This is a genomic window from Sulfitobacter sp. 1A13353, from assembly GCF_043557255.1.
Lineage (GTDB): Bacteria > Pseudomonadota > Alphaproteobacteria > Rhodobacterales > Rhodobacteraceae > Sulfitobacter > Sulfitobacter faviae.
The window spans coordinates 1-18,916 of sequence record NZ_JBIFFS010000005.1 but is presented as its reverse complement, the minus strand read 5'-3'; the positions used below and the strand labels follow the sequence as shown (position 1 = coordinate 18,916).

Genomic DNA, 18,916 nt, shown 5'->3' with positions numbered 1-18,916 from the left:
TTAAAACTCGACGACTGCGCGGATCGATTCACCCTTGTGCATCAGATCGAAGCCTTCGTTGATCTGATCCAAAGTCAGTTTATGGGTGATCATCGGGTCGATCTCGATCTTGCCGTTCATGTACCAATCGACGATCTTGGGCACATCCGTCCGCCCCTTGGCCCCGCCAAAGGCGGTGCCGCGCCAGACCCGACCGGTGACCAGTTGGAAAGGCCGCGTCGAAATCTCGGCCCCCGCGGGTGCCACGCCGATGATGATGCTCTCACCCCAGCCCTTATGCGCGCATTCCAGCGCGTCGCGCATCACCTTGGTGTTGCCCGTGGCGTCAAAGGAGTAATCGGCGCCGCCCTTGGTCAGTTCAACCAGATGCCCGACCAGATCGCCGTCAACTTTCGAGGGGTTCACGAAATCGGTCATGCCGAAGTAACGCGCGGCCTCTTCCTTGTCGTCATTAAGGTCGACGCCCACGATCTGATCCGCCCCGGCCATGCGCAGGCCCTGAATGACGTTCAGACCGATGCCGCCAAGCCCAAAGACCACGCAGCGCGCGCCAAGCTCAACCTTGGCGGTGTTAATGACGGCACCGATGCCCGTGGTGACGCCACAGCCGATGTAGCAAATCTTGTCAAAAGGCGCGTCCTTGCGCACCTTGGCCAGCGCGATTTCGGGCACCACGGTGTGATTGGCGAAGGTCGAACAGCCCATGTAGTGGTGGATCGGCGTGCCATCCAGCATCGAGAAACGGGTCGTGCCGTCGGGCAGCTTGCCTTGACCTTGGGTCACGCGGATCGCCTGACACAGGTTGGTCTTACCGCTCAGGCAATATTCGCACTCCCGGCATTCGGGGGTGTAGAGCGGGATCACGTGATCGCCCGGCTCCAGCGTGGTGACGCCCTCGCCCACTTCCAGCACGACGCCTGCGCCCTCATGGCCGAGGATGGCGGGGAAGATGCCTTCGGGATCGTCGCCCGAGCGGGTGAACTCATCGGTATGGCACAGGCCGGTCGCCTTGATCTCGACCAAGACCTCGCCCCGTTTCGGGCCTTCGAGGTTCACCTCCATGATTTCAAGCGGTTTGCCGGCTTCCACGGCAACGGCGGCACGGGTTCTCATCATGGGTCTCTCCTTCGGGTGTGATCTCTGCTGCTTTATGAAGCACGCATGCGGCAAATGTCCAACGCAGAAAACGCTGCCCTGATCGCCTCAACCAGTAATCGGCGCGTCGGATTTGATCTGCCGCAGGATCACATTCGTCGTGGCCGAATTGACCGCAGGATGCAGGAACAGAAAGCTCTCCAAAAAGGCGTTATAGGCGTCGATATCACGGCACAGCACGCGCAGGTGATAATCCGCTTGGCCCGTGGTGGCGAAACATTCCGTCACCTCCGTCCGGCTTTGGATCGCGCGGATAAAGCTGGCGAGGGCCGAGGCGTCATGCCGGGTCAGATGCACATGCACCATTGCCTCGAAGCCCAGCCCCATCGCCTTGGGGTCGACTACAGCGGCATAGCGTTTGATCACCCCCGCCTGCTCCAACGCCTTGACCCGCCGCCAGCAGGCGGAAGCGGATATGTTCAGCTTTTCGGCCAGTTGTGCGTTGGGCAGGCGCGAATCCTGCTGGAGCAGGAAGACAAGCTGCCGGTCCGTCGCATACATTTCGTTCATTGGGTAAATCTTTCATTCTAAAAAGTTCTTCCGGATAATTTATCCGCTCGGCCACGACAAAGCCAGCAAAATTGGTGCAAAAATTCGCGCATCCTGCGGTATACTTCCCAATGAGGAGACCCCCATGACAGAACAACCGCGCGAATTTACCACTTATAAACTTGATGACCGCTATGATCAGACCGAAGGTCGCGTGTTCCTGACCGGGACACAGGCGCTGGTGCGCATTATGCTGGATCAGGCCCGGCGTGATCGCGCAGCGGGGTTAAATACCGCCGGTTTCGTCTCAGGCTACCGTGGCTCGCCTCTAGGCGGGCTCGATCTGGAATACTGGCGCATCAAGGACCGCGTAGCCGAGGCGGGCGCAAAATTCCTTCCGGCGGTGAACGAAGACCTCGGCGCCACCGCGGTCTTGGGCGCGCAGCAGGCCCATCTCGACCCGCAGGCGGAGGTCGAGGGCGTCTTCTCCATGTGGTACGGCAAGGGCCCGGGGGTGGACCGCTCGGGCGACGCGCTGAAACACGGAAACGCCTATGGCTCCGCGCCCAAAGGCGGCGTGCTAGTTGTAGCGGGCGACGACCACGGCTGTGTGTCGTCGTCGATGCCGCACCAGTCCGACGTGGGCTTCATGTCGTGGTTCATGCCGACGCTGAACCCGGCTTCCGTCGCCGAATATCAAGCCTTCGGCGAATACGGCATCGCGCTGTCGCGTTTCTCGGGCACATGGGTTGGCTTCAAGGCGATCTCGGAAACCGTGGAGAGCGGCGCCTCCGTGGAACTAACGCCGGACCGCGTGTTCAAACAACCCGACTACACCGCGCCGCCGGGCGGGCTCCATGTGCGGCTTGGCGACCTCCCCTCGCCCGAGATCGAGACGCGGCTGCACCACAAGCTCGACGCGGTGCAGGCCTTCATGCGCGCCAACCCGATCGACCGGCATATATACGACACGCAAGACGTCTCCTTCGGCATCGTCACCACCGGCAAGGGCCATCTCGACACGATGGAGGCGCTGCGGCTTCTGGGCCTCGACGAGGCCGCCTGCCGCCGTCTGGGCATCGACATCTACAAGATCGGCATGGTCTGGCCGCTGGCGCTGGACGACGCGCTCGACTTCGTGAAGGGCAAGCGCGAAGTGCTTGTGATCGAAGAGAAACGCGGCATCATCGAAAGCCAGTTCAAGGAGGCCTTCTACGACTGGCCCGGCTCCAAGCCCGCGCGGATGGTCGGCAAACATGACGAGAACCTCGAAGAACTGGTGCCCTGGACCGGGGAGCTGTCGCCGCTGAAGCTGGTGCCGATCATCGCCGCGCGCCTCAATGCCTTCTTCCCCGAAGAGAAGCTGCTCGAAAAAGCCCGCGCGCTGACCGACCAGCCCCCCGTGCTGCTGAACGTCCCGGGCGCCACCCGCACCCCTTATTTCTGCTCCGGCTGCCCGCATAACTCCTCCACCAAGCTGCCAGAGGGGTCGAAGGCGAACTCCGGCATCGGCTGCCATGTCATGGCCTCCTGGATGGACCGCGAGACGGCGGGTTTCGCCCAGATGGGCGGCGAAGGCGTGCCGTGGATCGCGACTTCGATGTTTAACGGGAACAAGCACGTCTTCCAGAACCTTGGCGAGGGCACCTGGTATCACTCCGGCTCGCTGGCGATCCGACAGGCGGTCGCGGCGAAGACCAACATCACCTACAAGATCCTCTACAACGACGCGGTGGCGATGACCGGCGGCCAGCCGGTGGACGGCCCCGTCTCCGTCGCCGCCATCGCGCAGGCCTGCCGCGCCGAGGGGGTGGAACGCATCGCGCTGGTCTCGGACCGGCCCGAACTGCTGCCCAAGGACGACTTCCCCGAGGGCACCACATTCGACCACCGGGGCGATCTCGACCGCGTGCAGCGCGAGCTGCGCGACATCCCGGGCGTCACCGTGCTGATTTACGAACAGACCTGCGCCACCGAGAAGCGCCGCAAGCGCAAGCGCGGGCTGATGGACGACCCGAAGAAATTCGTGATGATCAACGATCTGGTCTGCGAGGGCTGCGGCGATTGCAGCCTCGAGTCGAACTGCCTCAGCGTCGAGCCCAAGAAGACCGAGTTCGGCACCAAGCGTCAGATCAACCAGTCCACCTGCAACAAGGATTACTCCTGCCTTAACGGCTTCTGCCCCTCCTTCGTAACGGTCGAGGGCGGCAGCCGCCGCAAACGCTCGGGCGCGGGGCTGGACGTGGCGGGGCTCTCGGCGCAGTTGCCGATGCCGGAGTTGCCCAAGCTCGACCAACCCTTCAACCTGCTGGTGACCGGCGTCGGCGGCACCGGCGTGGTGACCGTGGGCGCGCTCATCACCATGGCCGCGCATCTCGAGGGGCTGGGCTCCAGCGTGCTCGACTTCACCGGTTTCGCGCAGAAGTTCGGCACCGTGCTGGGCTATGTTCGTCTGGCGAAACGCCCCGAGGAGGTGCATCAGGTGCGCATCGATCAGGGCGGCGCCGATGCGGTGATCGGCTGCGACATGGTGGTCAGCTCCGCGCCCAAGGCTTCGGCCCATTACCGGCGCGGCACCCGGATCGTGTTGAACCGCGCCGAGATGCCCACGGGCGATTTGGTGCTGAACCGCGACGCCGAGTTGCGCATCGACGACCGCGAGGCGGTGATCGCGCAGGCCGTGGGGGCCGAGAACCTTGCCGCTTTCGACGCCAACGCAATGGCCGAGAAGCTGATGGGCGACGCGGTCTTTGCCAATGTGATGATGCTGGGGTTCGCTTGGCAGAAGGGTCTCGTGCCGGTCTCGCTCACAGCGCTTGAGCAGGCAATCGAATTGAACGGTGTTGTTCCGGACAAGAACCGCGCCGCCTTTGGCTTTGGCCGGGTCATGGCGGGCAACCCGCAGGCGATCGAGGCGCATTTCGCCCCCGCGCCTGCGCCCGACGACAGTGTCGAAGGCCTGATCGCGCGGCGTATGGAATTCCTTACCGGCTACCAGAACGCCGCCTATGCCCAGCGCTACAAGGCGAAGCTCGATGCGCTGGTGGGCAAGCTGCCCGAAGGTTCCGACGACTTGATGCGCGCGGCGGCGAAATCGCTGTTCAAGCTGATGGCCTACAAGGACGAATACGAGGTCGCACGCCTGCACCGGCAAAGCGGTTTCGAGGAGCGTATCGCCGATACCTTCGAGGGCGACTACAAGGTGCACTACCACCTTGCCCCGCCCGCTTGGCCCACCGGCAAAGACGGACGCGGACGCCCCAACAAGCGCAAGTTCGGCCCCTGGATGGGCCGCGCCTTCGACCTTCTGGCGGCGATGAAACCGCTGCGCGGCACATGGGCTGACCCGTTCAGCTACGGTGCCGACCGCAAGCTCGAGGTCGGTCTGATCGGCTGGTACGAGGAGGTCATGGCAAAGGCCCCCGCCCTGCCCCATGATGCGGCGCTGGCGGTGCTTTCCGCGCCGATGGAAATCCGCGGCTACGGCCCCGTGAAAGAGGCCGCAGCCGAGAAGGTGCAGGCCGAAGTGGCCGCGCGACTAGGCTAAGAGCGTCGTCGAGAAATCACCGCGCAGCCCGGCTTCGAGCAATTCAAGGTCGGGCGAGCACTCGCTATATTGCGCCACCATGCCCGGCGGGATGACGAAGGCATCGCCTGCCTCCAATTGGCGCGGCTCCTGCCCTTCGGCGTTCAGGGTCATGCTGCCTTCCATGACGAAGCTGAAGTGAATGTCCGCGTCGTGCTTCGCGGGCGGCGGCGTGCCACCGTCGAAACGCGCCACCTGAATGCCGGCCACGCCCTTGGTGCCCTTGGTGATCCCGGTGTCGCGCGCGACGAAGCCCGGAATACGGAAGGGCTGCCACTCGGCCCCCTCCTTCACGTGATGCACGAAAGTCTGGCCGTCCCATTCGCGTGCCGGATCGCCTTTGCCGTTCGGCAGGGTCATCTCGTGGTCGATGGTGGTGACATGTTCCGCAGGAACGCCGATCTCGATCACTTCGATCGAGGGCGAGGCTTCGACAACGCGATGGCGGATGCCCGGCGGCTGGGTCACGCAATCCCCGGCATGGAGCCGGATCACATCGCCCTGTTCCTCGTAAAGCACATCAACCCAGCCCCGGTAGCAATAGATCAGTTGGAAGCCAACGGTGTGGTAATGCACCATGTCCGGCACCGGGCCGCCGTCGGGGATGCGGATGTGGCTGGCGATGATTGAGCCGCCGAGCCGCGACGGGATGAGATCGCGGTAATGCATCCCCGCGCGGCCGATCACCCATGGGGCCTCGTCCGCCAGCCGCCGCACGGCGAACTCATGCTGTGTCTCGGGCTGGTCCACGCGCGGGCTGCGCGGCAGGATCTCGATCTTCGTGCCATTGGGCGCGGTCAACTGCCGCTGCCCCTCTGCGATACTGTCGGGCGCATCGGTCAGCAGGCGCAGATGCCCCGGTGCCACATCCGCCCCCCGCTCAAGCCTCACCCGCACCCCATGGCCCGAAAAACTGGCCACCGAAGGATCATCCGCGGGAAAGATCGTCTCAAGCCGCATGCCCAGCACCTTGGTGAAGAACGGCAGATCCTCCCTAAGCTCTCGCGTGGGCAACAAGAATTCCGCCAAAACATCATCGGGCAAACGCATTTAACTCATCCTCTTCACGTATCGCGCCGCAGTTGAGCGCGCGACAGGCAAAGCGTCAACTGGGCGTTACGCACCACAGCCGATAAAATTCCCCCGACCGCTCATTTTTGGCCAGCGAGTCGCAGCGCGAAATTCGCGCGATCACAAGAACCGCAAATTCTCGCCCCGATTTCGCACCCTCACGCGCCCAATAGCGCCTGAAAGCCTGCACAATTTCCACGCAATCACCTCCCGTAATGCGGGAAAGCAAGGGGCCACGGCCATCTCTCTTCGCCAATTCAATGGTTTCGCGAGGCTTCAAAATATGGTTAATAATTTATGCAACGGCACAAGGTATTGGTGCAAAAGCGTCACAATTTCGCCGGGTTTATACGACTAGATATGAACAGATTATAAAGACACCCGGACTGCCCGTCTGCCCCACGAAAGAGGTGCCAAAAATGAAAATTCTTGCTGTCGACGATGACCCATTTATCCGCGAATTGCTGCCCGTTGTTTTCCGCGAAGCCGATTACCCCCATTTGACATTGGCCGCCTCCGGCACTGCCGCTCTGGAACTGCTCGAAACCACTAAAGAACATTTCGACTGCCTGCTCTTGGACATCGAGATGCCCGAGATGGACGGCATCACCCTATGCCGCCGCATCCGCACGCTGGAAGCCTATCAGGACACGCCGATCCTGATGGTGACCTCACGCGCCGACGCGACTGCGATCGAAAGCGCCTTTGCCGCCGGGGCCAACGACTATGTGACCAAACCTTTTGACGTGAAGGACATTGCAACCCGCGTGCATATCGCCGAGCGGATGCTGGAGAACACCCAGCGCGCCCCGCGCCTTGATCCGCAGCATTTGAAAGACGTGGGCGAGCCCGGTGTCCACGATTTCGCGCTGGCGGATCCTGTGCATATCAATGGGGTCGATCAATTGGTGCTGCCCTTCTCCTTGGGCAATTACCTGTCGCAGCTTTCACGCCAACACCTTGATATCTGTCAGGTTTTCGCGGCAAAAATCGAACACATCGATGAGCTTTACGCGACCTGCAACACTGCCGAATTCGCCCGCGCCATCGCTGCTGCGGCCGAGGCCATCGCGCGCGTGGTCGATTGCCCCCAACTGCTGATGACCCATAACGGATCCGGCACGCTGCTGTGCATCGTGACAGGTGACAGCCTGCCCGCTTGGCCCGAGATCGAGGTGCTCATCCAAGGGGAGCTGGACGGCATGGACCTGCGCCATGACGACAACAGCCCGATGGCAGTGATGCTCTCCGTCGGTGGCCCGATCCAGCCCAATGCCAGCCGCACTCAGCGGGTCAGAAAAACATTCGACCGCGCCATTCGTCGCGTCGCGATGCGGCAGAAGGTCAAGCTCGACACCCCCCCGACCGAGAAACCCTCCGTCTCCGCCGCCCATTGACGACAAGGCAATCGCCTCAAGAAAAACCCGCCTCATGGGCGGGTTTACGCATTCAGTTGATGGGGAATTGCACCAAACAGCGTTCGGCGATGCGGCGGTAATCCTCAAGCGTGTCAGGCACGCTGCGCCGGTCGCGCATCACCTCCATCGCGGCACGTTTCTGCGCCCAGGTCCCCTCAACGTGGCGGTCGAGAATGCGCACGGTCACGCCCAGCATCACATTCTTCTCCCCCTCGCCAATCAACTCCGCCGCGGAAAGTGCCACGGCCGTCAGCGCCAGCGTATTGGCACAGCGCAGGGCCGCGGCTTCGCGCCCCTCATAGACCCGCGTACCCGCCGTGGCCCTGCCGGGAAAGGCCACGAGCGCGGCGATCGACAAAGCAGAACAGACGGCTGCTGTCAGGATGAGCTGGCGCGCCACCTCAAAAGACCTTGAAGGTCATCGTGGTCAAAGACCGCTCGATGCCTTCGATGTCCAACAGATTGTCATTGATGTAGACGCCCACATCTTCGCCCTTCGGAATATAAAGCTTCATCAAAAGATCATATTCGCCTGAGGTGGAATAAAGTTCGGAATGGATTTCGCGCAGGGCGATCTCTTCGGCCACACGATAGGTCGTGCCCGGTCGGCAGCGGATCTGGATGAATACGCAGGTGGTCATGTCGCGCCTCTTTCTGGGATTTGGTTCAAGCTGACATATGGGCCCTGCCCCCGCAATCCCCGATCGCGCTGCCCGTGCCTAACGGCGTTTCACCGCTTGGGCTTGGCGCGGCGGCAGGCCCTGTTATAAGGGCGCAGCAATTGCCTTCGGAGATGCCCCATGCGTCGCAGCACCCTGACCCGCACCACTGCCGAAACCGACATCACGCTCGAGATCAACCTCGACGGCACCGGCAGCTATGACAATGAAACCGGCGTCGGCTTTTTTGACCATATGCTCGACCAACTCTCGCGCCACTCGCTGATCGACATCAAGGTGCGTGCCAAGGGCGATCTGCACATCGACGACCATCACACCGTCGAAGATGTGGGCATCACCCTGGGCCAAGCACTGACCCAAGCGCTCGGCGACAAACGCGGCATCCGCCGCTACGGCTCCTGCTTGCTGGCGATGGACGACGCGCAGATCCGCTGCGCGCTCGACCTCTCTGCGCGGCCCTTCCTGATCTGGAACGTGGATTTCCCCACCAGCAGCATCGGCAAGTTCGACACCGAACTGGTCCGCGAGTTCTTCCAAGCGCTCAGCACCCACGGCGGCATCACCCTACATGTCGACGCGCTCCACGGGTTCAACAGCCACCACATCGCCGAAGCCGCTTTCAAATCCGTCGCCCGCGCCCTGCGCGAAGCGGTCGAGACCGACCCGCGCAAAGCGGACGCCATCCCCTCGACCAAGGGTGCCTTGTAAGCCAATGCTGACAGCGATCATCGACTACGAATCCGGCAACCTGCACTCCGCGCATAAAGCCTTCGAGCGTATGGCCCGCGAGCACGACGCAGGCGAAGTCATCGTGACCTCGGAGGCCGAGGTCGTGGCCCGCGCCGACCGTCTGGTCCTGCCCGGCGATGGCGCTTTTCCGGCCTGTATGGCCGCCCTGAAAGGGGCTGGCGGTCTCTATGATGCGATGGTCGAGGCGGTCGAGGAAAAGGGCCGCCCCTTCCTCGGCATCTGCGTCGGCATGCAACTGATGGCCAGCATGGGCCGCGAATATGAAGACACCCCCGGTTTGGGCTGGATCGGTGGCGAGGTGACCCAGATCACCCCGAAAGACCCGAAGCTCAAAGTCCCCCATATGGGCTGGAACGACTTGGTGATCGATCACGACCACGCGGTCTTCGACGGGCTGCAAACCGGCGATCACACCTATTTCGTGCACAGCTATCACATGGCCGTCGCCGACCCCGCCGAACGTCTGGCCCATGTCGACTACGGCGGCGAAGTCACGGCGATCATCGGCCGCGACACGATGCTGGGCATGCAGTTTCACCCGGAGAAAAGCCAAACCACCGGCCTGCGGCTGATCTCGAACTTCCTGACTTGGGCGCCTTAACCCGCGCCTGTTGAAACGTCGGAAGGTATTTAAGAAAGGATGAAGATGAAGAAAGTTCCTCTTCAACTTCATCCTTTTACAAATACCTCTGCGATGCGCTTTCCTCACGCAAAAGGCAAAGAAGGCGCGAAGGTCTTGCCCCGCGCCTTCCGACCTTGGCAGAGGTGAACTGCCCTTACTTGATGCGCGCCCAGGTCTGTTTCGAGCAGATCAGCCCGCCCGCGACGCAGCCCGAGAGTTTCAGCGAGTTGCCTGAGACATTCATCTTCCCGATGTAGATTTTGCCGTTTGACGGACGCCAAACCTTACCGGCGTATTTGCCGCCGCCCTGAGGCTTCATGTCGATGACGAGCGTTTTGCCGATATTGGGAGATTTATACTCGCCGCTGCCGTTGAAGGTGCGCGCGATGGTGCCGCAGATCGCCCCGCCGCAGGGGCCATTTTGACATGGGCATAGGCGCCGTCATCCACTTGAGTTTTCCAAGTACCGACTGCCGGATCCGCGGCATGGGCGGCGCCGGTCAGGCCAAGGCCCAGAAGGGCCGCTGCAAAAAGCTGTTTCATGATCTCTCCTCCCGATCTGGCTTTAGTGTTAGCCACAACTTTCAATCGGGCAAGACTGACCTCGGGTCGCGTTGCAAAATCCCTGGCGACGTGCAAAAGGAAAGCGACTTCTCTAACAAGGGCCCGGCCATGATCCTTTACCCCGCTATCGATCTCAAAGACGGTCAGGCCGTGCGCCTTGTGCATGGCGACATGGACCGCGCCACCGTTTTTAACGACGATCCCGCCGCACAGGCGCTTAGCTTTGTTGAAGCGGGCTGTGATTGGCTGCATCTTGTTGACCTTAATGGCGCTTTTGCCGGGACCCCGGTGAACGCCGCCCCGGTAGAGGCGATTTTGAAAGCCTGCAAGGTGCCTGCGCAATTGGGCGGTGGCATTCGCGATATGGCGACGATCGAGGGCTGGTTGGATAAGGGGCTCGCGCGGGTCATTCTGGGCACCGTGGCGGTTGAGAACCCCGAACTGGTCCGCGAGGCGGCGCGCGCCTTTCCCGGGCAAGTTGCTGTGGGGATCGACGCACGGAATGGAAAGGTCGCGACCAAAGGTTGGGCGACGGAGACCGATGTCATGGCCACCGACCTCGCGAAATCCTTTGAGGACGCAGGTGTGGCCGCGATCATCTACACTGACATCATGCGCGATGGCGCGATGGGCGGGCCGAATGTGGAAGCGACAGCCGATCTGGCGCGGGCCGTTTCGATCCCGGTGATTGCCTCGGGCGGGGTGTCATCGCTCGAAGACTTGGGCGCGTTGCGGGACACCGGGGTCATCGAGGGCGCGATCTCGGGGCGCGCGCTTTATGATGGCGCGATTGATCTGGCCGAAGCCATGAAGATGTTGAAGGGCTGAGCCATGCTAAAGACCCGCATCATCCCCTGTCTCGACGTGGCCGATGGCCGTGTGGTCAAGGGTGTGAACTTCGTCGGCCTGCGTGATGCGGGCGATCCGGTGGATGCCGCGATTGCCTATGATGCGGCGGGGGCGGATGAGCTTTGTTTTCTCGACATTCACGCCACCCATGAAAATCGCGGCACGATGTTCGATCTGGTCACCCGCACCGCTGAGCATTGCTATATCCCGCTGACCGTGGGCGGCGGCGTGCGGACCGTGGCGGATGTGCGGGCCTTGCTGCTGGCGGGGGCCGATAAGGTCAGTTTCAACTCCGCCGCTGTGGCAAACCCCGATGTAATCGCCGAAGCGGCGGATCATTTTGGCAGCCAGTGCATCGTCTGCGCGATTGACGCCAAGACCGTAAGCCCCGGCAAATGGGAGATTTTCACCCATGGTGGGCGCAAGCCCACGGGCATCGATGCGGTCGAATTCGCCCGCACCGTGGCCGCCAAGGGCGCAGGTGAAATTCTGCTGACTTCCATGGACCGCGATGGCACCAAACAGGGGTTCAACCTGCCGCTGACCCGCGCGATCTCTGATGCCGTGTCTGTGCCGGTGATCGCCTCCGGCGGGGTCGGCAATTTGGATCATCTTGTCGATGGGGTGATCGAAGGTGGCGCCTCGGCGGTGCTGGCCGCCTCCATCTTTCACTTTGGCGAATATACCGTGCAGGAGGCAAAACAGCATATGGCTGCCGCTGGCATTCCGATGAGGCTTTCATGACACTCGATGACCTATACGCCACCATTCTGAGCCGCAAAAACGCTGATCCTTCAAGCAGTTGGACCGCGCAACTGTTGGCCAAGGGGCCAGAGAAATGCGCTGAAAAGTTCGGCGAAGAGGCGGTCGAGGCAATCATCGAGGCGGTGAAGGATGACCGCAAAGGTCTGACCTCGGAAGCCGCGGATGTGCTCTACCACCTGTTGGTGATGCTGGCGGCCCGAGATGTGCCGCTGAGCGATGTGCTGGATGAGTTGGCGCGGCGGCAATCGACCTCCGGCATCGCCGAAAAGGCCGCCCGGAAATAATCAGCCCATAAGGCGTGGAATTTCCATTTTGGGGCAGCGGTCTTGGATCACATCCACGCCGCGTGCTTCGGCCTTGGCCGCCGCTTCGGCATTGGTGATGCCCATTTGCATCCAGATGGTCTCAAGCTCGGGGAAAGCCTCTAGCGCCTCATCCACGACGGGGGGCACATCCTCGGACCGGCGAAAAATATCGACCATTTGCACCGGCGGGTCGATCTCGGCCAGAGTGGCGACGATGGTCTTGCCAAAGACCTCCTTGCCCGCGTGCACCGGGTTTACCGGAACCACGTCATACCCTTTTTGTGCAAGGTATTCAGCGACATAGTGGCTGGGCCGCGCCGGATTGGGGGAAACACCGACCACCGCAATGCGGCGGGTGCGGGTGAGAACGTCTTTGATCAATGCATCTGTCATAGGCCTGATCTAAGCGCCTGCGCGCGGGTTTCAACGGCTTAATGACGCGGCGTAAAGCCTGCCGCCCCCTGCCCGCGATTGGCAAGGCCGCGGCGATTGCATAGGCTCGCCCCAAAGGGCCGCCTGTGGAGGAACCGGGCAGCACCGCGAACCATCATCACCGGGAGCATAGGATGATCGATCAGACCTTGGATATGAACAATCTCGAAATGTCGGAGAAGGCCAAGCCACTGCTGGCGGCGGTCATCAAGCACATCCGTGAGAATGTCGATCCGATCACCGAGGAGTTCTTTCGCCTTGGCGAAGGCCGCGCCGACCGCTGGTCCTATGCGCCCGGTCAGTTGGAATTGCTCGACGGGGCCAAGCAAAAAGCGCGGGAGGCGGGATTGTGGAACTTCTTCCTGCCCAATGCCGAAACCGGTGAAGGGCTGGCGAACCTTGATTACGCCTATATCGCCGCCGAATTGGGCAAGAGCCCGCTGGCCCCGGAGAGCCTGAACTGTTCCGCCCCCGATACCGGCAATATGGAGGTGTTGGAGCGTGTGGGCACGCCTGAGCAGAAAGAGCGCTGGTTGAAGCCGTTGCTTGCGGGCGAAATCCGCTCGGCCTTTGCCATGACAGAGCCGGATGTGGCGTCTTCGGACGCGCGGAATATCTCGACCAGCGCGGTGCTGGATGGCGACGATTGGGTGATTAATGGCGAGAAGTTCTACATCTCCGGCGCGGGCGATCCGCGTTGCAAGATCATGATTGTCATGGTGAAAACCTCGCCCGAGGCCGAGACTTTCCGCCAGCAGAGCCAGATCCTCGTGCCCATGGACACGCCGGGGGTGGAGATCCTCGGGCCGATGCATGTCTTTGGCCATGATGACGCGCCGCATGGGCATATGCATATCCGTTTCACCGATGTGCGCGTGCCGCGCGAAAACGTGCTTTGGGGCGAAGGGCGTGGGTTCGAGATCAGTCAGGTGCGGCTTGGGCCGGGGCGGATTCACCACTGCATGCGCTCGATCGGGGCGGCGGAAAAGGCGCTGGACCTGATGATCGAACGCGGGCTCGGGCGCGAGGCTTTTGGCAAGAAGATCATCGACCTCGGCAAGAACATGGAAACGATCAGCCGCGCGCGGATCGACATTGAAGCCATGCGGCTGATGGTGTTGAAAGCGGCCAAGGCGATGGATGTCTTGGGCAATAAAGAGGCGCGCATCTGGGTCAGCATGATCAAGGCGCTGGTGCCGGAAAAGGCCTGCGAGATCATCGACGCCTCCATGCAGGTGCATGGGGCGATGGGGATGAGCCAGTGGAGCCCGCTTTCGGGCATGTACACGTGGCAGCGCGCGCTGCGCTTTGCCGATGGGCCGGATGAAGTGCACCATCAGGTGATCGCCCGGGCCGAGGTGAAGGCCTTTCAGGCGTCGAACGCGCGCGGCTCTGGCAGCGACAGCTGATATGGAGCTCGCGGGCCGCGTCATCGTCATCACCGGGGCCGCCAGCGGCATCGGGCGGGCCTTGGCGCTGCGCTTTGCCGAGGAGGCGCCTGCGCATATCGTCTGTGTAGACATCGACAGCGCGGGGGCCGAGGCGACGGCGGCTGAGGTCGGCGGCACGGCCTTTCGCGTCGATGTCGCGCGCGAGGCGGAGATCGTCCCGCTGATCGCCACGGTCGAACGTGACATCGGGCCGATTGATCTTTTCTGCTCCAACGCCGGTATCTCGGTCGAGGGCGGCGTCGAAGTCCCGGATGCCGAGTGGCAGCGCATTTGGGAGATCAACCTGATGAGCCATGTCCGCGCAGCGCGGCATCTGGTGCCGCTGATGCGGGCGCGCGGGGGTGGCTATCTGCTCAACACCGCCTCGGCGGCGGGGCTGCTTAATCAGGTCGGCGCGGCGCCCTATGGGGTGACAAAACACGCCGCCGTCGGCCTCGCCGAATGGCTGGCGATGAGCTATGGCGACGACGGAATCAAGGTCTCTGTGCTCTGCCCGCAAGCGGTCCGGACCGAGATGATGCGCGGACTGGAGGACCATGTCGCCGCGATTGACGGCATGTTGGAGCCTGAGCCGGTGGCCGAAGCCTGCGTGCAGGCGATCCGCGATGAGGTCTTTCTGGTGCTGCCGCATCCGCAGGTGCGCGACTATATGCGAGGCAAGGCGCAGGATTATGACCGCTGGATCGGCGGAATGCGCAAGCTGAACCGGCGCTTTGGGGCGGCGAAAGAAAGCTAGCGGCCCCTAGCTCTCACCCTTGGGCCGGATCGGGCGCAGCAGCCCCTCCTGCGCCACGCTCGCCACCAATTGCCCGTTTTGATTGTAGATCATCCCACGATTGAACCCCCGCGCCCCCCCGGTAAAGGGCGCGTCGAGCGCATAGAGGTGCCACTCGTCAAAGCGGATCGGCGCGTGAAACCACATGGCGTGATCAAGGCTGGCCGTCATTACCTTGCCTTGAAACCACGTCAGCCCATGAGGCCGCAGAGAGGAGCCGAGCAGGTTCATGTCCGAGGCATAGGCCAGCAGCGCGTGCTGCATCACCGGGTTTTGCCCTTCGGCGGCCCCCATGCGGAACCACAGATAGTTGCGGTCGCTCACTTTTTCCGGCGTCATGAAATCGCGCGGCTCGACCTCGCGAATCTCGATGGGGCGCTCGCGCAGGAAGTCCCCACGGTATTTCTCGGGCAGCTTCTCGGCAAAGGCCTCGCGCAATTCAGGCCGGTCGGGCCAGTTCTCAGGGGCCGAAACCTGCGGCATCTCATGCTGCCAATCGAACCCCTCCTCTTCGACCTGAAAAGAGGCGGAGAGGTTCAGGATCTGCTTGCCATGCTGGATCGCCACCACACGCCGGGTCGTGAAACTGCCCCCGTCGCGGGCGCGATCGACCTGATAGATCACCGGAATTTTCGGGTCGCCGGGCCGGATGAAATAGGCATGAAGCGAATGGCAGGCCCGGTCTGGCACCGTCCGGTAAGCCGCCATCAGCGCCTGCGCGATAACATGACCGCCGAAAATCCGCATTGAGGTCTCACCGCCAGCACCCGTGCCCCGAAACAGATCGACCTCAAGCTGTTCGATATCCAACAGATCAAGCAATTGCCGCGCAGCATTGGTCATGGGTCATCCTTTCGGGCCGGGGTGTTTCGGCCCTAGCAACAGGTTTTCACCACAAAGCTCAAGCGCCAAACGCCCCGCCGCCCGCTCAGCGGTCGCGATCCAGCGCCTCCAGCCCGTGGCGCGCAAAAACCGGGACGTATTGCCCTAATTTCAACCCATATTCGGGGTTTGAGGCATTGCCCTCCAAGGCGCGTTTCAACACGCCTTGGATGATCGCCGCCATGCGGAAAAAGCAAAAGGCGAGGTAATAGCCGAAGTTGTCGATGCCCTTCAGCCCGCGCCTGCGGCAATAGGCGGCGATGAATTCGGCATCGCTGGGCAGGCCAAGCGCCCTGCGGTCCACCCCGGCCAAGCCGCGCCCCTCGGCCCCCACGGGCATCTGCCACTGCATGATAACGGCGGCGAGATCGGCAAAGGGATGGCCGATGGTCGACAGTTCCCAATCCAAAACCGCACGGCAGGCGGTGCCATGGGTGTCGAAGATCATATTGTCGATCCGGTAATCGCCATGCACCAACGTCCGCTGCCCGTCCTCCTCGGGCAGCTCGGCGCTGAGGCGCTGCACCAGCCTATCCATATCCGGCTGCGGCTCGGTCTCCGACGCGCGGTATTGTTTCGACCAGCGCGCCACCTGCCGCTCGAAATAGTTGCCGGGCGGGCCATAATCTGACAGCCCCGCGGCGTCGATATCGACCTCATGCAGCGCGGCCAGCACGCCATTCATCTCATCCATGACCGCGCCACGCTCTGCCGGGGTGAGCTCCGGCAGCGTGGGATCGTTGAAGTTGCGCCCCGGGACATGGTCCATGACATAGAACATCGAGCCGATGACGCTCTCGTCTTCGCAAAGCAGATGCATCCGAGCGACAGGCACCTGACTGCCCGCCAAAGCCTTCTGCACCCGAAACTCCCGATCCACCGCATGGGCCGATTTCAACAGCACCCCCGGGGGTTTGCGGCGCAGCACATAGTCATGCGCCGGGGTCGAAAGCAGGAATGTCGGATTGGACTGCCCGGCCCGAAACTTCGTGACCTCCAACGGCCCTGCAAAGCCCGGCAGGTTCGCCTCCAACCAGCGGCAAACGGCGTCCTCATTCAGGGTTTGGGTATCCGTGCTCACTGTGCGAACTCCGCTGCCAACCTTGCGCCAGCGGCGCGATACTCCGCCTCGATACGGTCCACCAAGTCGGCCGCGCCGCCGATCTCTTTGACAGCGCCAATCCCCTGCCCCGCGCCCCAGATTTCCTTCCACGCCTTGGGTTTGGACGATCCAGAGCCAAAATTCATCGAAGAGGCATCCGCCGATGGCAGATTGTCCGGGTCGAGCCCCGCCGCCTCGATCGATGGGCGCAGATAGTTGCCCGACACCCCGGTGAAGAGCGAAGAGGTCACAATGTCATCCGCCCCGCCCGAGACGATCATATCCTTGTAGCCCGGCACGGCGTTCGCCTCTCGCGTGGCGATGAAGGCCGAGCCCATGTAGCCCAAATCGGCCCCCATGGCGCGGGCTGCCAACAGCCCCTCGCCCGTGGCCAAGGCCCCGGAAAGCAAAAGCGGCCCGTCGAACCATTCGCGGATTTCGCGGATCAGCGCGAAGGGCGACTGCGGCCCCGCATGGCCCCCGGCCCCCGCGGCCACGGCAATCAGCCCATCCGCGCCCTTCTCGATCGCCTTGCGCGCGAAACGGTTGTTGATGACGTCATGCAGCGTCACGCCGCCACAGGAATGTGCGGCCTCGTTCACCTCGACCCGCGCGCCGAGCGAGGTGATCCAGATCGGCACCTTATGTTTGACGCAAATCTCAAGATCACGCTCCAACCGGGCATTCGACCGATGCACGATCTGGTTGACCGCGAAAGGGGCCGCGGGCCGGTCGGGGTTATCCTGATTGTGCTTGTCCAAGGCTTCGGTGATCTGGGTCAACCAAGCATCCAACAAGGGCGGCTCACCCTCCGCCTCCCGCGCATTCAGCGCCGGGAAAGACCCGACGATCCCCGCCTTGCACTGCGCGATGACCAGCTCAGGCCCCGATAGAATGAACATCGGCGAGGCGACCAGCGGCAGGCGCAGGCCGCGCAGGGCTTGGGGTAGATGGCTGTCGTCACGCATATGGGGTCTCCGTTCGGGGTCTATCGTTCGGCATCACAATGCCTTTTCAAAAATATTCGGTCCCGACATCACATTGATGCCGCCGCTGACCGGGATCACGGCCCCGGTGACATAGGCGCCGCCGCGTCCGCAGAGAAACAGCATGCAGCCCGCGATATCTTCATCCCGTCCAACACGGCCAAGCGGGACATCCTGCCCCACCGCGGCCCGCGTCTTCTCATCGCCCGTGGCGAAAGCCGTCATGCGCGAGACGAAGGGCCCCGGCGCCAGTGCATTCACGGTGATCCCTTCCCCGGCCAACTCCTTGGCGAGGATTTTGCTCAGATGAATGACCGCAGCCTTGGACGCGGCATAGCTATAGGCGCCGTCGCCCATCTCGCGCTCCCCCATGACCGACCCGACATTGACGACCCGCGCGGGATCATCTACCGTGGCCCCGGCGCTGAGAAGCGGCAACAACTTTTGCGTAAGATCGAAAAGCCCGGCGACATTGACGCCCATGACCTTATCCCAAGCCCGGTAAGGGAACTGCCCCAAGGGCGCACCCCAAGTCACGCCCGCGTTGTTCATCAAGATATGCAGCTGATCGCTGCGTGTCTGAACCTCAGCCACGAGCGCATCCACGCCAGCCTCAGTCCCCACATCGCCCGCGAATCCTTCGGCGCTGCCCCGCGCGCCAAGCGCATTCAGCTCATCGGCCACCGCCGCGCAGACCTCTCCGTTCCGGCTGGCCAAAAGGACCCGTGCCCCGGCCCGAACCAAAGCCTCGGCCGCCATCCGCCCGATGCCCGTGGCCCCGCCGGTGATCAAAGCGGTCTTTCCCTCCAAGCCAAAGAGCGTCTCGATATCCATGCCCCGCCTCCCAACGTCGACTGTCGCCGCTACTGTGACAGGGCTTTGGGCAGCGTCAAGCGGATGCCCAACACAGGTCCGGGTAACCGGGCGTCATATGGTTCTTGCTGGTCGGGAGATTACCCCCCTCCAACGCAAAACCGCCGCAGCTTTGCGCTGCGGCGGTTTTGTTATTCTGATCATCGTAGAGAGATACTGTA

General features: G+C 62.4%; 19 protein-coding genes and 1 pseudogene. 9 read left to right on the top strand and 11 right to left on the bottom strand.

Features of this window, described 5'->3' with window-relative positions:
- Both ACGYLO_RS13000 and ACGYLO_RS12995 read right to left on the bottom strand, forming a co-directional pair.
- Window positions 1-1,113: an S-(hydroxymethyl)glutathione dehydrogenase/class III alcohol dehydrogenase gene (locus tag ACGYLO_RS13000; RefSeq protein ID WP_271689939.1), complete on the bottom strand. Its 1,113-nt coding sequence runs from the start codon at window positions 1,111-1,113 to the stop codon at window positions 1-3.
- Window positions 1,114-1,203: 90 nt separating this feature from the next.
- Window positions 1,204-1,665 carry an Lrp/AsnC family transcriptional regulator gene (locus tag ACGYLO_RS12995; protein ID WP_271689529.1) on the bottom strand — a complete coding sequence of 154 codons (462 nt, stop codon included), beginning with the start codon at window positions 1,663-1,665 and terminating at the stop codon, window positions 1,204-1,206.
- A gap of 124 nt (window positions 1,666-1,789) precedes the next feature.
- Between ACGYLO_RS12995 and ACGYLO_RS12990 the strand changes: the two genes are divergently transcribed.
- Window positions 1,790-5,191: an indolepyruvate ferredoxin oxidoreductase family protein gene (locus tag ACGYLO_RS12990; RefSeq protein WP_276154445.1), complete on the top strand. Its 3,402-nt coding sequence runs from the start codon at window positions 1,790-1,792 to the stop codon at window positions 5,189-5,191.
- Here the strand turns inward: ACGYLO_RS12990 and ACGYLO_RS12985 are convergent.
- Complete coding sequence (locus ACGYLO_RS12985; protein ID WP_271689527.1) at window positions 5,183-6,280, bottom strand: cupin domain-containing protein; 1,098 nt, start codon at window positions 6,278-6,280, stop codon at window positions 5,183-5,185. The two genes, ACGYLO_RS12990 and ACGYLO_RS12985, sit on opposite strands and share 9 nt — an antisense overlap.
- A 440-nt stretch (window positions 6,281-6,720) precedes the next feature.
- Here ACGYLO_RS12985 and ACGYLO_RS12980 point away from each other — a divergent pair, with 440 nt between their 5' ends.
- Window positions 6,721-7,698 (top strand): PleD family two-component system response regulator, encoded by a 978-nt coding sequence (locus ACGYLO_RS12980; RefSeq protein WP_271689526.1) that lies wholly within the window; start codon window positions 6,721-6,723, stop codon window positions 7,696-7,698.
- Window positions 7,699-7,750: 52 nt separating this feature from the next.
- Here the strand turns inward: ACGYLO_RS12980 and ACGYLO_RS12975 are convergent, their stop codons facing one another.
- Window positions 7,751-8,119 (bottom strand): hypothetical protein, encoded by a 369-nt coding sequence (locus ACGYLO_RS12975; protein ID WP_271689525.1) that lies wholly within the window; start codon window positions 8,117-8,119, stop codon window positions 7,751-7,753.
- A 1-nt stretch (window position 8,120) separates the two neighbouring features.
- Window positions 8,121-8,360: an Lrp/AsnC family transcriptional regulator gene (locus ACGYLO_RS12970; protein ID WP_007120503.1), complete on the bottom strand. Its 240-nt coding sequence runs from the start codon at window positions 8,358-8,360 to the stop codon at window positions 8,121-8,123.
- A 159-nt stretch (window positions 8,361-8,519) separates the two neighbouring features.
- Here ACGYLO_RS12970 and hisB point away from each other — a divergent pair, with 159 nt between their 5' ends.
- Together hisB and hisH are read left to right on the top strand one after the other, a co-directional pair.
- A complete protein-coding gene (hisB, locus tag ACGYLO_RS12965; protein ID WP_271689522.1) occupies window positions 8,520-9,107 on the top strand; it encodes an imidazoleglycerol-phosphate dehydratase HisB in 588 nt (195 codons plus the stop codon).
- Between the two features lie 4 nt (window positions 9,108-9,111).
- Window positions 9,112-9,750, top strand: coding sequence for an imidazole glycerol phosphate synthase subunit HisH (hisH, locus tag ACGYLO_RS12960; protein ID WP_271689521.1), 639 nt, complete (start codon window positions 9,112-9,114; stop codon window positions 9,748-9,750).
- 175 nt (window positions 9,751-9,925) lie between these two features.
- On the opposite strand, the pseudogene ACGYLO_RS12955 reads toward hisH, so the two are convergent.
- Window positions 9,926-10,314, bottom strand: a pseudogene (locus ACGYLO_RS12955) (DUF2147 domain-containing protein).
- Window positions 10,315-10,443: 129 nt separating this feature from the next.
- Here ACGYLO_RS12955 and hisA point away from each other — a divergent pair.
- From hisA to ACGYLO_RS12940, 3 genes are read left to right on the top strand one after another with little or no spacing between them, the layout of a single operon-like run.
- The gene (hisA, locus tag ACGYLO_RS12950; RefSeq protein WP_271689520.1) at window positions 10,444-11,163 is read left to right on the top strand and encodes a 1-(5-phosphoribosyl)-5-[(5-phosphoribosylamino)methylideneamino]imidazole-4-carboxamide isomerase; all 720 of its coding nucleotides are present in this window, start codon (window positions 10,444-10,446) and stop codon (window positions 11,161-11,163) included.
- Window positions 11,164-11,166: 3 nt separating this feature from the next.
- Window positions 11,167-11,928 (top strand): imidazole glycerol phosphate synthase subunit HisF, encoded by a 762-nt coding sequence (gene hisF / locus ACGYLO_RS12945; protein WP_067265192.1) that lies wholly within the window; start codon window positions 11,167-11,169, stop codon window positions 11,926-11,928.
- Complete coding sequence (locus tag ACGYLO_RS12940) at window positions 11,925-12,233, top strand: phosphoribosyl-ATP diphosphatase (RefSeq protein WP_271689516.1); 309 nt, start codon at window positions 11,925-11,927, stop codon at window positions 12,231-12,233. Before hisF ends, ACGYLO_RS12940 begins: the two co-directional genes overlap by 4 nt.
- On the opposite strand, the gene ACGYLO_RS12935 is transcribed toward ACGYLO_RS12940, so the two are convergent.
- Window positions 12,234-12,647: a CoA-binding protein gene (locus ACGYLO_RS12935; protein WP_271689514.1), complete on the bottom strand. Its 414-nt coding sequence runs from the start codon at window positions 12,645-12,647 to the stop codon at window positions 12,234-12,236. It abuts the gene before it with no gap.
- Window positions 12,648-12,820: 173 nt separating this feature from the next.
- Here ACGYLO_RS12935 and ACGYLO_RS12930 point away from each other — a divergent pair, with 173 nt between their 5' ends.
- Both ACGYLO_RS12930 and ACGYLO_RS12925 read left to right on the top strand, forming a co-directional pair.
- Window positions 12,821-14,095, top strand: coding sequence for an acyl-CoA dehydrogenase family protein (locus tag ACGYLO_RS12930; RefSeq protein ID WP_394374206.1), 1,275 nt, complete (start codon window positions 12,821-12,823; stop codon window positions 14,093-14,095).
- A gap of 1 nt (window position 14,096) precedes the next feature.
- On the top strand, window positions 14,097-14,873 hold the full coding sequence (locus ACGYLO_RS12925) for an SDR family oxidoreductase (RefSeq protein ID WP_271689513.1): 777 nt from the start codon (window positions 14,097-14,099) through the stop codon (window positions 14,871-14,873).
- 6 nt (window positions 14,874-14,879) lie between these two features.
- Here the strand turns inward: ACGYLO_RS12925 and ACGYLO_RS12920 are convergent, their stop codons facing one another.
- The 4 genes from ACGYLO_RS12920 to ACGYLO_RS12905 form a co-directional block, all read right to left on the bottom strand.
- Window positions 14,880-15,755 (bottom strand): acyl-CoA thioesterase II, encoded by an 876-nt coding sequence (locus tag ACGYLO_RS12920; RefSeq protein WP_067265201.1) that lies wholly within the window; start codon window positions 15,753-15,755, stop codon window positions 14,880-14,882.
- A gap of 85 nt (window positions 15,756-15,840) precedes the next feature.
- On the bottom strand, window positions 15,841-16,875 hold the full coding sequence (locus ACGYLO_RS12915; protein ID WP_271689511.1) for a phosphotransferase family protein: 1,035 nt from the start codon (window positions 16,873-16,875) through the stop codon (window positions 15,841-15,843).
- Window positions 16,872-17,864 (bottom strand): nitronate monooxygenase family protein, encoded by a 993-nt coding sequence (locus ACGYLO_RS12910; RefSeq protein WP_271689509.1) that lies wholly within the window; start codon window positions 17,862-17,864, stop codon window positions 16,872-16,874. Before ACGYLO_RS12910 ends, ACGYLO_RS12915 begins: the two co-directional genes overlap by 4 nt.
- A gap of 33 nt (window positions 17,865-17,897) precedes the next feature.
- Window positions 17,898-18,716: an SDR family oxidoreductase gene (locus tag ACGYLO_RS12905; RefSeq protein WP_271689507.1), complete on the bottom strand. Its 819-nt coding sequence runs from the start codon at window positions 18,714-18,716 to the stop codon at window positions 17,898-17,900.
- Between the last annotated feature and the right edge of the window lie 200 nt (window positions 18,717-18,916).

What these genes read in the sequence shown, in the direction of transcription:
- hisA (WP_271689520.1), top strand. Translation starts at nt 10,444, where the DNA reads ATGATCCTTTACCCCGCTATCGATCTCAAAGACGGTCAGGCCGTGCGC.
- ACGYLO_RS12940 (WP_271689516.1), top strand. Translation starts at nt 11,925, where the DNA reads ATGACACTCGATGACCTATACGCCACCATTCTGAGCCGCAAAAACGCT.
- ACGYLO_RS12935 (WP_271689514.1), bottom strand. Translation starts at nt 12,647, where the DNA reads ATGACAGATGCATTGATCAAAGACGTTCTCACCCGCACCCGCCGCATT.
- ACGYLO_RS12905 (WP_271689507.1), bottom strand. Translation starts at nt 18,716, where the DNA reads ATGGATATCGAGACGCTCTTTGGCTTGGAGGGAAAGACCGCTTTGATC.
- ACGYLO_RS12995 (WP_271689529.1), bottom strand. Translation starts at nt 1,665, where the DNA reads ATGAACGAAATGTATGCGACGGACCGGCAGCTTGTCTTCCTGCTCCAG.
- ACGYLO_RS13000 (WP_271689939.1), bottom strand. Translation starts at nt 1,113, where the DNA reads ATGAGAACCCGTGCCGCCGTTGCCGTGGAAGCCGGCAAACCGCTTGAA.
- ACGYLO_RS12925 (WP_271689513.1), top strand. Translation starts at nt 14,097, where the DNA reads ATGGAGCTCGCGGGCCGCGTCATCGTCATCACCGGGGCCGCCAGCGGC.
- hisB (WP_271689522.1), top strand. Translation starts at nt 8,520, where the DNA reads ATGCGTCGCAGCACCCTGACCCGCACCACTGCCGAAACCGACATCACG.
- hisH (WP_271689521.1), top strand. Translation starts at nt 9,112, where the DNA reads ATGCTGACAGCGATCATCGACTACGAATCCGGCAACCTGCACTCCGCG.
- hisF (WP_067265192.1), top strand. Translation starts at nt 11,167, where the DNA reads ATGCTAAAGACCCGCATCATCCCCTGTCTCGACGTGGCCGATGGCCGT.
- ACGYLO_RS12980 (WP_271689526.1), top strand. Translation starts at nt 6,721, where the DNA reads ATGAAAATTCTTGCTGTCGACGATGACCCATTTATCCGCGAATTGCTG.
- ACGYLO_RS12930 (WP_394374206.1), top strand. Translation starts at nt 12,821, where the DNA reads ATGATCGATCAGACCTTGGATATGAACAATCTCGAAATGTCGGAGAAG.
- ACGYLO_RS12910 (WP_271689509.1), bottom strand. Translation starts at nt 17,864, where the DNA reads ATGCGTGACGACAGCCATCTACCCCAAGCCCTGCGCGGCCTGCGCCTG.
- ACGYLO_RS12990 (WP_276154445.1), top strand. Translation starts at nt 1,790, where the DNA reads ATGACAGAACAACCGCGCGAATTTACCACTTATAAACTTGATGACCGC.
- ACGYLO_RS12920 (WP_067265201.1), bottom strand. Translation starts at nt 15,755, where the DNA reads ATGACCAATGCTGCGCGGCAATTGCTTGATCTGTTGGATATCGAACAG.
- ACGYLO_RS12970 (WP_007120503.1), bottom strand. Translation starts at nt 8,360, where the DNA reads ATGACCACCTGCGTATTCATCCAGATCCGCTGCCGACCGGGCACGACC.
- ACGYLO_RS12985 (WP_271689527.1), bottom strand. Translation starts at nt 6,280, where the DNA reads ATGCGTTTGCCCGATGATGTTTTGGCGGAATTCTTGTTGCCCACGCGA.